Source organism: Posidoniimonas polymericola (assembly GCF_007859935.1).
Taxonomy (GTDB): domain Bacteria; phylum Planctomycetota; class Planctomycetia; order Pirellulales; family Lacipirellulaceae; genus Posidoniimonas; species Posidoniimonas polymericola.
Genome location: NZ_SJPO01000007.1, coordinates 57,420 through 70,354, shown reverse-complemented (window position 1 = coordinate 70,354; position 12,935 = coordinate 57,420). Strand labels below are relative to the sequence as shown.

At 65.7% G+C, this 12,935-nt stretch carries 13 protein-coding genes; 2 read left to right on the top strand and 11 right to left on the bottom strand.

The window, feature by feature from the left end; all coding sequences use genetic code 11:
• Window positions 1-64 precede the first annotated feature (64 nt).
• From Pla123a_RS14955 to Pla123a_RS14940, 4 genes are read right to left on the bottom strand one after another with little or no spacing between them, the layout of a single operon-like run.
• Window positions 65-397, bottom strand: coding sequence for a hypothetical protein (locus Pla123a_RS14955; protein ID WP_146588352.1), 333 nt, complete (start codon window positions 395-397; stop codon window positions 65-67).
• Window positions 376-867 (bottom strand): hypothetical protein, encoded by a 492-nt coding sequence (locus Pla123a_RS14950; protein WP_146588350.1) that lies wholly within the window; start codon window positions 865-867, stop codon window positions 376-378. The genes Pla123a_RS14955 and Pla123a_RS14950 overlap by 22 nt, the downstream gene beginning before the upstream one ends.
• Entirely contained in the window at window positions 864-1,220 is a 357-nt protein-coding gene (locus tag Pla123a_RS14945; RefSeq protein ID WP_146588349.1) for a hypothetical protein, read from the bottom strand. The genes Pla123a_RS14950 and Pla123a_RS14945 overlap by 4 nt, the downstream gene beginning before the upstream one ends.
• Window positions 1,217-1,399, bottom strand: coding sequence for a hypothetical protein (locus Pla123a_RS14940; protein WP_146588346.1), 183 nt, complete (start codon window positions 1,397-1,399; stop codon window positions 1,217-1,219). Before Pla123a_RS14940 ends, Pla123a_RS14945 begins: the two co-directional genes overlap by 4 nt.
• A 330-nt stretch (window positions 1,400-1,729) precedes the next feature.
• Between Pla123a_RS14940 and Pla123a_RS14935 the strand changes: the two genes are divergently transcribed.
• Window positions 1,730-2,872 (top strand): AlbA family DNA-binding domain-containing protein, encoded by a 1,143-nt coding sequence (locus Pla123a_RS14935; protein ID WP_197527986.1) that lies wholly within the window; start codon window positions 1,730-1,732, stop codon window positions 2,870-2,872.
• 11 nt (window positions 2,873-2,883) lie between these two features.
• Entirely contained in the window at window positions 2,884-4,626 is a 1,743-nt protein-coding gene (locus tag Pla123a_RS14930) for an SIR2 family protein (protein WP_146588342.1), read from the top strand.
• Window positions 4,627-4,727: 101 nt separating this feature from the next.
• Here Pla123a_RS14930 and Pla123a_RS14925 read toward each other — a convergent pair whose 3' ends face one another.
• The 7 genes from Pla123a_RS14925 to Pla123a_RS14895 all read right to left on the bottom strand — a co-directional run bounded on the left by Pla123a_RS14925 (window position 4,728) and on the right by Pla123a_RS14895 (window position 12,924).
• Window positions 4,728-4,928 carry a hypothetical protein gene (locus Pla123a_RS14925; RefSeq protein WP_146588340.1) on the bottom strand — a complete coding sequence of 67 codons (201 nt, stop codon included), beginning with the start codon at window positions 4,926-4,928 and terminating at the stop codon, window positions 4,728-4,730.
• 24 nt (window positions 4,929-4,952) lie between these two features.
• A complete protein-coding gene (locus Pla123a_RS14920) occupies window positions 4,953-6,611 on the bottom strand; it encodes a hypothetical protein (protein ID WP_146588338.1) in 1,659 nt (552 codons plus the stop codon).
• Between the two features lie 4 nt (window positions 6,612-6,615).
• Window positions 6,616-6,972 (bottom strand): hypothetical protein, encoded by a 357-nt coding sequence (locus Pla123a_RS14915; RefSeq protein ID WP_146588336.1) that lies wholly within the window; start codon window positions 6,970-6,972, stop codon window positions 6,616-6,618.
• On the bottom strand, window positions 6,969-7,643 hold the full coding sequence (locus Pla123a_RS14910; protein ID WP_146588334.1) for a hypothetical protein: 675 nt from the start codon (window positions 7,641-7,643) through the stop codon (window positions 6,969-6,971). Before Pla123a_RS14910 ends, Pla123a_RS14915 begins: the two co-directional genes overlap by 4 nt.
• A gap of 431 nt (window positions 7,644-8,074) precedes the next feature.
• Entirely contained in the window at window positions 8,075-10,207 is a 2,133-nt protein-coding gene (locus Pla123a_RS14905; RefSeq protein WP_146588332.1) for an AAA family ATPase, read from the bottom strand.
• A complete protein-coding gene (locus tag Pla123a_RS14900) occupies window positions 10,207-10,938 on the bottom strand; it encodes a DUF3102 domain-containing protein (protein WP_146588330.1) in 732 nt (243 codons plus the stop codon). Before Pla123a_RS14900 ends, Pla123a_RS14905 begins: the two co-directional genes overlap by 1 nt.
• Window positions 10,939-11,130: 192 nt before the next feature.
• Window positions 11,131-12,924 (bottom strand): hypothetical protein, encoded by a 1,794-nt coding sequence (locus Pla123a_RS14895; protein ID WP_146588328.1) that lies wholly within the window; start codon window positions 12,922-12,924, stop codon window positions 11,131-11,133.
• Window positions 12,925-12,935: the final 11 nt, after the last annotated feature.

Below are 12,935 nucleotides of genomic sequence, written 5' to 3'. Positions count from 1 at the left end.
TCGAAAGGCCCGGCCGCCAAATGCGCAACGGCTGCGCATTTGGCAACGCGGGCTTGGTTCAAAGTTACACCAGCTCAGCCAAGTGCTGTGCCCGGAATCGCTCGCAGTGAGCTTCGATCTCTTCGGCCGACGGCAGGTAGGCGTCGGCCGGGTCGCGAGCCACACGCGGCCGCTCAGGAGCCCTGCCGCGATGCTGACGGCGGTAGTGCTCGGCCGCGGCTCGGACCCGCTCCCAAGTGTCAACCGTTGCCACGCCGCGCCGACCCCGCGGCCGCTCGCCGGCCTCGATCTTCGCAATGATGCCGGTGCGGACGCCGGTCAGGCGGGAGACCCTGCGCCGGGGCATGCCGGAAGCGAGCAGCGTCTCGATCTGCTTCACGCGTTCGGGGCTGAGCACGGCTCACCTCCTTTCACGATTCGACGGCGCCGCGGCCTCGGGTGGGCCACGCCCCGGCGGGCGACCGTGGCCGGCGACGGCCGGTAAGTCGCCATGCTTCCCGTCCGGAACGCCTCGAACAGGCCCCGGCGAAACTCATCCGCCAAGACGATCAGCTGCACAGCTCGGTGGAGGCTCACCCGCTCACCGTGAGCCACTGCGCTGGCGTCGCTGTAGACGCCAACCAGGTCCTTCCGGAACCGCCGGGAGATCACGCCCTTGGCCTCAAGCCGCTCGAGGCTCTCTCGCATGAAGTTGCGATCGGGCAAGTCGTCCTCGAAACCGAGCTCGCGGACCATATCCGCGACGACCGACTCGAGGGCCGCCCGCGCGACGACCACGGAGGCGCGAGCCCAGCCCAGCGAGACCAGGGACTTCGCCGCTGCCAGCAGATCTCCGCCGACATCGTCGGCATGGGGGAAGTCGTTCAAGCTGCACCCCCTTCCGACAGCAGGCGAGCCACCTTGCCGGCGAGCTGCTTCGCCCGCGGCACAATGAACGACGCGTCACGGGGTCGGCAGCGGCCACCGTTGGCCACCTTGCGTTGCTCGCTGAGCATCCGGGTCAGATGCCGGTGGAGCGTGCCGCCGAAGCAACCGGCGGCCCTGAGGCGGTCACAGCACCGCCAGGGATCCGGCTCATCGACTCCGCAGATCCGGTCGACGGCGCTCCGGAGCACGTATGCCAGCGGCTCACGCATCGCGACGACGGCCTCTCGGGCCTGCTCGTTCACCAGCAGGGTCTCGGGGTACTTGAACGACGCGGGGGAGTGGGCGGGGATCATGCTTCACCCCCTTCCGTCAGCGTCCAGCGGCCGCCGAGCATCGCCTCGAGCTCGGCGGGGCTCACCGGCTCGAGCTCAGCCGAGCGGGCGACTGCCGCGGCGATGGTCTCCCACGCGGGGAGGTCGTCAGCGGCGGGGGATTGCGCGGCGGTGCGCGCAGCGAGAGCAGAAGTAGCCATCCTAATCTTGGCCTTCCTTGCGCCGGCAGAATGCCGGTAGCAAATAAAGAAGCCCCAGCCCTCACGAGCGTCGTATAGGCAGCCGTAACTGCCCGGCCACGGTCACCCGTGGGCGCATGGGTTGCCCCACACGCACGGCCACACTCGCAAGGGCTGGGACTCCTGAATACGGTTTAGTTCATACGGGAACCTAGCTGGTGCTTTCGCAGAATCACGGGCGCCACCAGAAACGCTTTATACGCCCGCGATTCTGCCCGATTGGCGGGGTGGGTGTCAACTGCGGTATACTGCTCGCCGCATTTCTGCGTCTGCCACCGCCGGGAGGGATCCGTGAGCCTTTGGTCTAAGGACATCAACGCCATAAGCTTCGACGACGTGCTCGAGTTCTGCGAGGCAGAGCTGCCCGAAGGGACGGAGCTCGACTACAAGCAAGAGCTCACCAAGGACATCTGGCAGGTCGTTGGGGCGATGGCGAACACGCGAGGGGGCCTAGTCATCATCGGAGTCGCGGAGGAGAAGGAAACAGCGACCCCACAGCTGCCGCTGTGCGGAATTGCACTCGAAAGAGGCATTGAAGCCAGGATCATTCAGCTTTGCCGCGATCGGCTTTCCCCGCCGGTCCTGCCGGAGATCTCTAAACCGCTTCTACTTCCGGGCGCTGCGGATCGATGTGCGGTCGTCGTCCGCGTGCCGCTCAGTCCGCTGGCGCCGCATGCGAGCCGCAACAGGCCAGAGATCCGAGTTCGCACCGGAAGCCTCAGTAATCCGGAAGAATTGGCCGCGGTCGACCGGATTGTCGAGATGCTGCGAACTCGCCGCGAGTGGGAGCTGACACGCGGGAAGCTGATAGATGTTAGCCAGCATCGCCTCTCCATTGTGGTGGACGCGAACGAAGGCCAGGAGCAATCATCCCCCCATACCCCGATGCTCATCACCGGGTATGTCGCGCCGACGTTTTCCGCGGGACCCGTATGCGATCGCGACACCGTGTTCCGCCAGAGTGCCCACGGGAGCAGGCGGCGTGTGCCTGGCGGTGTCTTGTGGCACTACGGTTCCAAAGCAACGCACTTTGGCACCTGGGGGGAAGTGGTCAAAGCCGAGGCCATGCTGCCCAGCCCACAGGTGCAGGAGCCGACGATCTACCTGTACTGGATTCTCGAGTTCCTTCGAGAGCTCTTTGAAGCGTCCAAGGAGTTCTATTCGAACGATGGAGTCAGTGCTGCGGGCCCACTTCGCGCAGGGATTGCGTTCAAAGGCTGCCGCGGATTTCAGGCGAAAGCTGGACGCTGGGATGCCGGTAAGCCTCTCCTAGATGATGAGTTCAGAATCGACACCGATCTTGAGGCACACGACCTGCTCGACTCAGAGCCTCGAACGACACCAATGCCGGAGTACCTCCATGGCCTCTTAGGCGACATTGCGTTTGCCTGGGACTGTGGCGAACCGCCCGCCGACTGGGCTCCACGCTGGTAGGAGAAAATCACTTGTCGATCCTCGACCCCCTCGTCGCACTGTCACTCTCACTGGCCGAACACCCTGGGCAATTCGCTGTCTTGCTTGGCTCAGGAGCATCTCGCAGCGCAGGTATTCCCACTGGCTGGGAGGTGATCCTTGAGCTAACCAGACGCGTAGCTATCGCGTCTGGAGAAGAGACCGAGCCAGAGGACCTCGAACAGTGGTACCGCGACAAGTTCGGCGCTGAGCCCAACTACTCGGCTCTCTTGGAAGAGGTCGCGAGCAGGCCCGCGGAGCGAATGTCCTTGCTTCGGCAGTTCTTTGAGCCAACCGAGGAAGAGAGGGCGGAGGGCAAGAAGCTTCCCACCGCAGCCCACCGAGCAATCGCCAAGCTGGTGGCCGCGGGCGTTGTGAAAATCATCATCACAACGAACTTCGACCGCCTCATCGAACAGGCACTCGAGGCCGAGGGGATCCAGCCCGTTGTCGTTTCCTCGGCCGACCACGTTCAAGGAATGATGCCAGTTCAGCATTTGCCCTGCTTGGTGGTGAAGGTGCACGGAGACTACCTCGACACCCGGATCCTGAACACCGAATCGGAACTGGCGACCTACGATCAAGCCCTGGCCGATCTTCTCAATCGACTCTTCTCGGAGTACAGCTTGGTTGCCTGCGGCTGGTCTGGGGAGTGGGACAAGGCGCTCGTGGATGCCATCGATCGGTCAGTGAATCGCTTTACGCTCTACTTTCTCGGGCGTGGGCAACCGGGAGAGGCGGCCGCTGGTCTCCTGCATCGCCGAAGGGGAGTGCTAGTGCCAATCGCTTCAGCCGATGCCGCTTTCGAACAGATTGTGTCAAAGGTGGACGCCCTTCGCTCGGGACGGAAGGCTCACCCATTGTCGGCTGAATTGGCTGCAGCCGAGGCCAAGCGTGCCATAGCTCGGCCCGACGGTTTCATCGGCCTTCACGACTTGATAATCCGTGAGGCAACTCGCGTCTTTGACGCAATTGGTCCGGATTCGTATCCCGTTCAAGGTGCTAGCCCGAAGGCCGACACCTATCGGGAACGGGCGGAAATCTTCTGCGCTTCGTCGGCTGGTTTAGCAGCCATGGCGAACGCTTGCGGTGCCTGGGGCGATGATAGAGCCATTCGGCTAGTGCAACGAATAATCCGCCTGTTTGCAGAACGCCCCGGCCCGGATTACTCCCACAAGCAATGGTGGCACGACTTGTCGAGGTATCCAGGAACGCTAGTGATGTACGCTGCCGGAATGGCTGCTCTTCACGAGGACCGATTGTCCACGGTGATCGATCTAGCAACGACAAGGATCCGAATCCGCGACAACGAGTATCCCGCGGTCATGCGAATCGCACCGGAAGATCTGCTCCAATTGGGCGAAGCGTTGTCACCACTGGACCAAGCAAGACACAAAACGCCGTACAGCAACTGGACAGAGAACATCATCGGGCCGACGATCCATCTTGTGCTGGGACGGGATGTTGACCTATTGAGGCTTTTCGACCGATTCGAGGTCTACCTCGGCCTGACTTCCAGGTCTCTAGGTGGCCCCGTATTCGATTGCAACTACCAGTGGCGGGGAGAAGCGAGAACCGAGGGCAACGCTTATCTCGAGGAAGAGCGGACGGCGTTGGAGAGCCAAGGTGGTGAGCATCCACTCCTAAAGGCCGGGCTCTTCGATCAAGACACCAACAGACTCTCGGCCGCAATCGACGACTTGCAGGGCGCATCCACCAGAATGTCGTTCAGGTAGTAGCCCGCGCCGCGGCCGTTGACGCTCTGACCGACGCGGGAATCGTTCAAGATGCCAAAGATCTAGCCCCTCAGGTGTCAACCGTTGACACCCGCCGCGCCTCACTCCCGCCACTCCTCGACGCCGTGCCCCTCCGCCAGCTCGAGCTCCGGCGCCGTCCAGCTAGCGGGCCGCCAGTCGGGCCGGATCCGCCGGAGGGTCTCTTCCGGTGACCACGTGGCCCGGATCTCGGCGCAGACGGCTGCGATCTCCTCCGGGTCGGGCGTGTGTTTGCAGTTGGCGTTGTCGTCGACGTCGATCAACTCAGCCTCCGGTGACGGAAGGATCTACTCGCGCCGCTGGCCAGCGTTCGGCAGGCTCATGCGCTCCGCCTGCTCGCCAATCCGCTCGAAGATGTCGGCCGTTCGCTCCAGCTTCTCGAGAGCGTTGTTCACGTCCTTGATCTGCTCGGGTCCGGCCTGCAACTCAGAGCCGCCCGGGCCGTGGTAAGATTGCCAGCGCTCGAGGCTAGCGATCTCGCTCTCGATGACTGCCCGCGCCTCAGGGATCGAAACCTGCGATCCGGTCTTCGCGTAGCGCCGGAGACTGTTGCCCCATGCCGTGCCGCGGAAGAAGTCGGCGTCACCCGACGCCGCTCGCCCGCTGAACAGCAACGCCTGGTCGAGCTTCTGCTTCGCCTCTTCGGTGAGGTACCCGTCCGATCCCAACTCGAACCGCTCATTCAACGAGGCGACGACCCGGTTGGCGGTGGCGGTGTTGCCGTATTTGTCGCCGGCAATGATGCCGAGCGTGCGCTTGCCGTGGGCCTCCTGGTCGGCCGCGGTGCCGAAACCCGCCTTTGTGGCCGCGTACGCTTTGGCGATGTCGGAGTTCGGGTCCATCACCAGCTGCTCGAGGGCGCCCTTCGCCTTTGCCTCACCGCCCATCATGCCCACGAACGCGCGGCCTAAGGCTGCATCGCCCTGCACGGCCAGTAATCGCTCGCCGAAGGTGTCAACGTCGGGCGTGAGCTTGCCGCTCTTAATGGCCTTGTCGGCGAACTCCTCGAGCTTGGCGCCGAAGTTGATCGACGCGGTCGCCGTGACGTTGCCCTCGGTGTCGGGGATCGCGTTCGACAGGGCCGCGAACAGCGCTCCCGACTCCTGCGCGGTCGCCTCGGCCGTGACCAAGCCGCCCAGCGCCTGCGGGATCGCCTTGAATTGCTTGCCCGCATCGGTGACGCGTGACGCGAGCCCGACCTTGTTGAGGAATCCAAGGTTCCTGGCCGCGTTGAGGTCGCCGGTGCTCTTGCTGACGTCCGACAGGGCCCCCGCCGTCGGGCCGATAGCGCTCGGGGTGTTCGGGTTGTACTCGGCGGCGATGCGTACGTTCCGGAACGCGGCCTCGGTGTTGCCGCCGGAACCCGAGTAGGCGTCCGCGAGGGCTGAGTCGATCACGTTCTGCGGCTGGCCAGTGCTTGCCGCCAGCTTCTCGGCTCTCGCGACGAACTTTTCCCGCTGGGCGGAGGAGAGCCCCGCAGTGTTCTGCAGCAACTTCTCGCGAGCGCCGGCCGCGTTGATGTGCGTCTGACCGATCCGGTCTGCCTGCTGGCGGAGCGCCTCGAGCTCGTTGCGTACGAGCGCGATGGCCGACCCGAAGCTGAGCGTGCCGGCCGCCAGCATGCCGACCTTGCTGATCAGCTGCGTGCCGAGTGTGCGATCCGCAGTCCTTCCCAGGTAGTCCAGCGATCGCGTGTACTTCTCCGTGAGCACCCGGGCGTTCTCGGTAGACAGGCCCTGCTTGCGCTGGGCCAACTCCACCTTGGCGATCTGAGCCTCGAATCGCCGCATCGGGTCGGCCTGCCGGGCCAGACGCTCGACCGCGCCCGCCGCGCCCTTGCCGCTGGACACGATATTCTCGAGCTGCTCGTCGGTCATTCCGAGCACGCGGTTCAGCGCCTGCCCAGCTTTGACGTCGGCCTTCAGGTTGATGGGGACTACAGCCATGGGATCAGCCTTTCGGAAGTTGGGTCGCGAGGTCCGCGTTCACGCCTACCTGCCAGATGACAGAGCGTGCGGCCTCGAGGGTGGATGTGATGTAGCCGTGGGCTTCCACGTGCTCCTGCAGGTCGAGAGCGATCACCCGCGCTTGCTCAGCCATGCCGGGCATCTCGTCATCGGCCAGGCGGCCGGCGAGTTCAATCAGAGGTGCTGCCTCCTCGAGGCAGTAGCTCAGGGCCGGATGGATCGGCGGATCCAGCAAGTCGGGTTCAACGCCGGGCAGCGCCAGCAGCTCGGCGCCGTCGACGAGCTCGAGGCTCGCCAGGCGGTGGAAAATCGCGGCGTAGCTGGGGCGGGTGGGGGTCATGCCGGCAGCCTCGGCGGGAATTTCTTCACCAGGCAGTCGTCGCACTCGATCTCGTCGATCAGGTACCCGGCCGGCGGGACCATTTTCCGCCACTCCAGCACCCACAGCACCCGCCGGCAGTCGGGGCACTGCTCGACAACGCGGCCGAGTTGCCGCGATTCGCGTTCCTCCTCCTCGCGGAGTCGGTCGGCGACCCGCTCCTCGAGGTCCGCCAGCACCTTGGCCCGCACCTCGGCCTCGGTCAACTTGGGCCGCGGCCGGTGGCTTGGTTGGTCGCCCCAGCGGGCGTGGTCCCACTTCAGACTGCGGAGGAGGATCTCGCCGGCCCGGGCCAGCCCCGCGGCGCCGAACCTCGCTTGGATACTCTCGAGGATTTGAATTCCGATGCTTCGATGAGTGTCCTCGAGGTGCCCACAGGTCTGAACCATCGCCTGCAGGTCCGGCTCAGGGACCTCTGCCGGCTCGAGGCGGCTCTTCTCGTCAGCCAGGAACGCTCGCACCAGGTCCCGAGCGTTGTACTTTCCATCCGGGCGCCGGCCGTCGAGGTCGGCCCGGTCGCGGAGCCAGCTGGTCGGCTTGCCGATGAGCCACGCGGCCTGCTGTTGGGTGAGGCTCTCCAGGTCCGCTGTGTGGCCGCCTGACGGCTTCGGGGCTTCGGTGGTCTTAGGCATCGGGAAGGGGCCTTTCTGGGGGCGTGGCGGGCTGGCTGACGGAGAGAGAGGGTCGTACTACTACTCGTTTGGCGCGCCGCGTGTAAAAAAGTGGCACGATCGCTTTTGGCAAAGCCCCCGCGGGGCGCCATGGGGAGGACCCGGATGGGGGGGGCGATCAGAACGGGCTCGGCTCCTGGCTTCGATCCAATGCGTAAGCGTCGCGAGCAAGGCTGACACCGGGCTCGGCCGCCATGAGGAGGCGGTCGGTTGTCACGCTGGGGGATCGGTGCTGGCCGCCCAACATGGCCTGGACGACGTGGACGGGCCTGCTATTGCCTGGACGGCCTGGACGGCGCCAGCGGGGGTGACGTGGACGGGCCCTATTTATAGGCCCGCCACACACACCGCTCACCACGTGGACCGGACGTGGCCCGTCCACGTCGTCCACGTCAGCTTTCGGAGTCGTTTGGGAGGTAGTATTCATCGCAGGGATTGCCTCTCTTGAGTGTGGTTTCGGACTTGATCTGGCCCTCAGACTCGAGGGCATCGAGAAGCCGAGCCAGCTTCTCTCGGCCCATGCCAGTGGCCTTTCGCAGCAGCTTATTGGTGACGCGATCGCTGGCCTTCTGCATGGCCGCGACGATCGCCAGCTTGTCCTTGCGGTCCTGATCGTTCCTGGCCTCTTGTTGGCGGCTCTTACGGCCCTTGAGCTCGCCAGGATCGAGCCCCTCTGCTGGCCACCAGCAGGGGAACTCCCACTGCAGGACGATCGGATCGACGGGGGCGAACGATCGCAGGGCCGCGTCGAGCACAACGCAGCCCTCTTCCTCGTGTTCTCGCAGGACGAGGTGAGTGTCGGCGGCGCGAGACTGGCTGCCGCCGCCGGCGCCAACATCCGTGACTCGCTTGTCGGTCTGGTTGCCCTTGGTGGTGTGGTGCACCAGCACAATCGCGGCCTCGGTCCGCTCGGCGATCCGGTCGAGCGTGTTGTAGAACATCGCCTGCGCGGCGTTGTCGTTCTCCGACTCGCCAGCGATCGCGAACCGGTACCGGGCGTCGAAGGCGATCAGCTGATACTGGCCGGGCTCGATCGCGTCGAATTCGGCCATCATGTCCTCGAGCGACCGCAGGTTGCCTCGCAGCGGCCAGACGTCGAGTTGGGTGGCGTAGTGCTCGAGCTCGCAGTCGAGCCGCTCCGCGACCATGCCGATCCGATTCGCCAGCGTCGGCCGATGCAGCTCGTTGTCGATCAGGAGCACGCCGCCTTGGGTGGTCGGGTAGGTTCCGAGCCAGCTCTTGCCCGTGGCGATGCTGAGCAGCAGCGAGTAGGCGAGCCAGGACTTGCCCACCTTCGAGTAGCTCACAACGTTCATCGTCTCCCCTCGCCGCAGCAGGCCGTCGACCACGGGGGGCTTCATGGCGGGGTAGGCGGACCGCAGGTCGAGGTAGCTGAACTTCTCGATGGGTGTCAACGGTTGGCGCCTGGCAGGTGGGCCCGGGATCTCGCCGAAGTCGCGAACGCTGTCGGGCAGCAGGTTGGACATTCCCTGCCGCTGGGCTGCGTCGCCGTACCCTTCGGCCGCCAGCTGGCGTGCCGCGGTTGCGAAGTCGCCGCCGTGGTTCAGCAGGCAGTAGGCCCCGAATTTGGTGTGCGTGCTGCAAGGCGAGCCGTTGGCGCCGGGGAACGGGTGGGCCGAAGTAGAGAACACGCACAGGAGGTCGGTCCCTCGCTTGCTCGTCAGCCCGGTCGTCGCGCTGGTGCCCTGATCCTTGCCGGGGCGGGTCCAGTGTTGGACGTCGCCAGCCGCGTGCGACCGGGTCCAACCGTGCGGCGCCAAGATCTCATCCCACGACGCGCGGAGGTTGAAGTCGTCGCCCGGGGGCATGCCGGCATAACCTCCGGCCTGCTGCCCGTGGTGGACTTCGGCCGGCTCCTGCTCGACCACCTCATTCAGCAGCCGCGCCGCGCGGAAGAGGACCTCTCGCTCATCGGCAGTGATCGTCGCCAATTTGGTGAGGTCCGGGCCTGCGAGGTGCACGTACGGCCGACCGGTCGGGTGCGCTGCGGGATCGCCCCCAGGCGCCAGGGCATAGCCGCCTTGGCCGCGGGTCTCGATCTTGCACTTCACCCGCTCAGACGGCTTGGCCTGCAGCTCCTCGGGCGTTGCGTGACGCATCGCCAGTTTCTGATTGCCGTCGATGTGCTCGCAGCGGTAGACGACGTGACGACCTGGCCGCGGTGTCTTGATGATGCACAGCTTGGCCAGCAGCCCGGGGGCGGCGCGCTCCACCTCATCGGCGAACGGCTGATAGCTCGCTTCGTCGTCGACGTCGATCAGCTCCGCGCCGCGGCTGCCGGCGCCATAACAGATGCCGACCCCAATATTGCTGGCCAGGAACTTGGTGGCCAGCTCGGACTCCGACGCGGGCTCGGTCTGGAATCGCTTCCAGGGGCCCTCCGGGGCTTTGCTGCCATCCGCGCGGATGGGGATCGGCGACAGCCCCGCCGCCCGGTACGCCTGCGCGTAGTCCCCCGGGCGAGCGTGGCCGTTCAGTTCGTCGATTGCCGAGAGGCGGGACATCAGGCCGCGACCTCCTCATAGCGGGTCGGAAGTCCGAGCACGGGGACGCGGATCGGACGCCAGTCGAGCTGGTGATTGACCCCGAACGACGCAAGCAGGAATGCGAGGTGGGCATGATTCAGCCGAACCGGCCGCTTGGTCTCGCTGCCGACCCCGTTTGCCGAATCGCCGCGCCGCCAGCGGACCGACGACACTAGCGAGTAGCCGTCGCCCAGCGGCCAGATTTGGCACTGAACGTTCTCGCTGGTGCCGAAGAACGCTTGGCGACCATCCAGCGGAGGGAACGCGTCGCAGTGGAAGTCGTCCCGGAACTCCCCGTCATCGTCGATGCACTCCGGGTGAGCCTTCGCCCAGAGCTGCAGGTCAACTATTGCCGGCGGGCTGAACGAATCGTCTTGCTCATCCTCCTGCAGCGCCCGGACGGCGTCGGCGATCGAGTCAAAAGCGCAGTCGCTGCGCATTTGAAGCCGCTCCCGACCAGCCGCGAGCCTCATCCACTGCTGCGCCGTGCGGCGCGAGCCGGAGAAGTTGCTATCGAGCCAGCTGAGCCACTCGCCGTGTTCGAGTTGGCCCTTGGCCTGAGCGAGCAGCTCGCCCGCTCGCATTGCGTGCTCGATGGCTTGTGAGGCTGACCGGTTGGCAGCGTCGGTCTCTGCCCGGAGCGTTGCCGGGATCTCCGCGAGCGTCAGCGCGGCAATCGGTTGGTCTGAATGATTCGTCTCGGTTAACATTGATCTCTCCTGAGTTACTGCCCGGCCGCCCTCTCCGTCGCCAAAACTTCGAGGGTGTGTCGGGCATTTTTTGTAAGATCCCCCAGCCCGAGCCGCAGCAGTTCCTGAACTGCGACCCGAGCCAGGGGCGGGCGCCCCGCTAGAACCGTCGGCCGATGAACAAAACCGACGCACCCCAGCGCGGGGCACGGACTACGCGTCGGAGCGGACCAAGCCGCGCCAGTCGATCGCCTTGGCGCCGATCCAGTGCCGGCAGTCGCACCACCAGCCCCACTCGCCCTGGCTGAGCATCCCCGAGCGGATCTGAGGCTGACCGCCCGTGCCGGTCCGGAAGCTAACCTCGACGGTGTGGGGGCCGCCCTCGGCCGCCAGGTACCAGCTGGTCGCCGAACCGTCGAGGCTGTCGCCCGTGTTCGGGTCGATCACACCGTTGTCGAGCTGAGCATCGCTACGGACGATCGGCGGCGGGACGCTCTCCTCCGAGGCGAGCTCGACCTCGCGGGACAGCTTCGACGCCGTCCGCTCGAGGGCCTGGGGGACGATCAGGTACCTGCCACGGAGGTTGAGCGGCTGCCCCCCTTCGGTCTGCTTTGCCATCAGCGTCGCCGCGCTCTGCAGCGTGCCGTCAGCCAGCGCAGAGCCGGTCTGAAGGTTCCCGTGGCTGGCGTGGAACAACGGCACGCCATCACGCATATTCGGGTTCGACAGCAACTCGGCCGCCACCCGCAGCGGCCGGAGCCGCGCCGCGGCGATGCCAAGCATCCGCGGGCCTAGCTGCTCGGTGTTGCCGAACTGGTTGTTGCGGATGTCGATCTCGTCGAGCTGCCACTGCGCGGCGAACTCGCCGAGCTGGGTGGTCTCGCCGGGGAACTCGGCCGCAAGGTGGTCGGCCTCCGCACCGCGAACCCTCTTGCTCAGCGCGCCCGCCTCGGCACGGACCCGCGGCGTCGGCTGCAGGTTGGGGTTCTCGCCCTCCATCGTCCAACCCTGAGTTGGGTCATAGACCGATTCGTACCCGTCGACGAACGCGGCCCCGAAGGTGTTGCTGAACAGTTCGCCAACGGCCGTGCTGAAGCCCGCACGGCCCTGCATCGCGTTGAAGTAGGTGTTGAGCGTCTCGACGACGCCCAGGCCGTCGAGGTTGATGCCGTCGTGCGCCGCCGCCTGGCGGAGGATGTCGACCAGCGGCATCGACGACCAGCGGCGGCCCTCCTCGGCGTCCTGCTCGAACTGCGGGCACGGCGCGAGTCGGGTGAAGAAGGTCCCGTCGTGACTGACCCGGCATCGAGACGGATCGTTGATGCCGAGCCGCATCGTCAGGGCGGACTCGAGGGCGCCGATCGACGGGCGGCCAGTGACGCTGTTGCGGCTGTGAACCGCGGGGGCTGACTGGGGCATAGCGTTCGAATTCCTTGTGATGGTGGAGGAAGGGGCAGAGCGGATCCGCGCCTTGCGGTCCGCGCCGATGGCAACGACGCTGGTCTCCATGAGTTCCCACCTAGTGGTGACTCGCAGAGCGTGAAACTTGCTGGCGGTGTATACGCGGCCGCCGATCGTCGCCGATTCGCCCGGCGCGACCATCGCGTACTCGTGCACCCGGTACCCGACGCTGACCGCGTCGGCGTGCCCGTCCCGGACCTTCAGCCAAGTTGACTCGGCGACGGGGTCGCCTGTAGCGAACCGGAGTGTCGCAACGAGCTGCGTCCCCTCGAGGCGGATGTTCGACACCGAGCCGATTAGGGACGCGGCCGCCTTGGTGTGATCCAGCAAGAGCGGGATCCTCGGTTCGTGATCGACGCCGCCAACCAGCAGCACCTCCTCGACAACGTCCATGCGACCAACGTCGAAGAGCTGCGCCGGGTCCTCGGTGGCGATCACGGCCTCGACGGCCCGTTGAGCCTCGTTGACGGTTGCAGCACGGGTGAACACTTTCGCCCGCGGCTGGGTGGCCAACGCTGATCGCTGGCCGTGAATGGGGGTGGTCATCTTTGGTTTCC

Bases quoted from the DNA above. Each gene is read 5' to 3' on its own strand.
- Pla123a_RS14945 (WP_146588349.1), bottom strand. From the start codon at position 1,220: ATGATCCCCGCCCACTCCCCCGCGTCGTTCAAGTACCCCGAGACCCTG.
- Pla123a_RS14940 (WP_146588346.1), bottom strand. From the start codon at position 1,399: ATGGCTACTTCTGCTCTCGCTGCGCGCACCGCCGCGCAATCCCCCGCC.
- Pla123a_RS14920 (WP_146588338.1), bottom strand. From the start codon at position 6,611: ATGGCTGTAGTCCCCATCAACCTGAAGGCCGACGTCAAAGCTGGGCAG.
- Pla123a_RS14915 (WP_146588336.1), bottom strand. From the start codon at position 6,972: ATGACCCCCACCCGCCCCAGCTACGCCGCGATTTTCCACCGCCTGGCG.
- Pla123a_RS14910 (WP_146588334.1), bottom strand. From the start codon at position 7,643: ATGCCTAAGACCACCGAAGCCCCGAAGCCGTCAGGCGGCCACACAGCG.
- Pla123a_RS14905 (WP_146588332.1), bottom strand. From the start codon at position 10,207: ATGTCCCGCCTCTCGGCAATCGACGAACTGAACGGCCACGCTCGCCCG.
- Pla123a_RS14900 (WP_146588330.1), bottom strand. From the start codon at position 10,938: ATGTTAACCGAGACGAATCATTCAGACCAACCGATTGCCGCGCTGACG.
- Pla123a_RS14895 (WP_146588328.1), bottom strand. From the start codon at position 12,924: ATGACCACCCCCATTCACGGCCAGCGATCAGCGTTGGCCACCCAGCCG.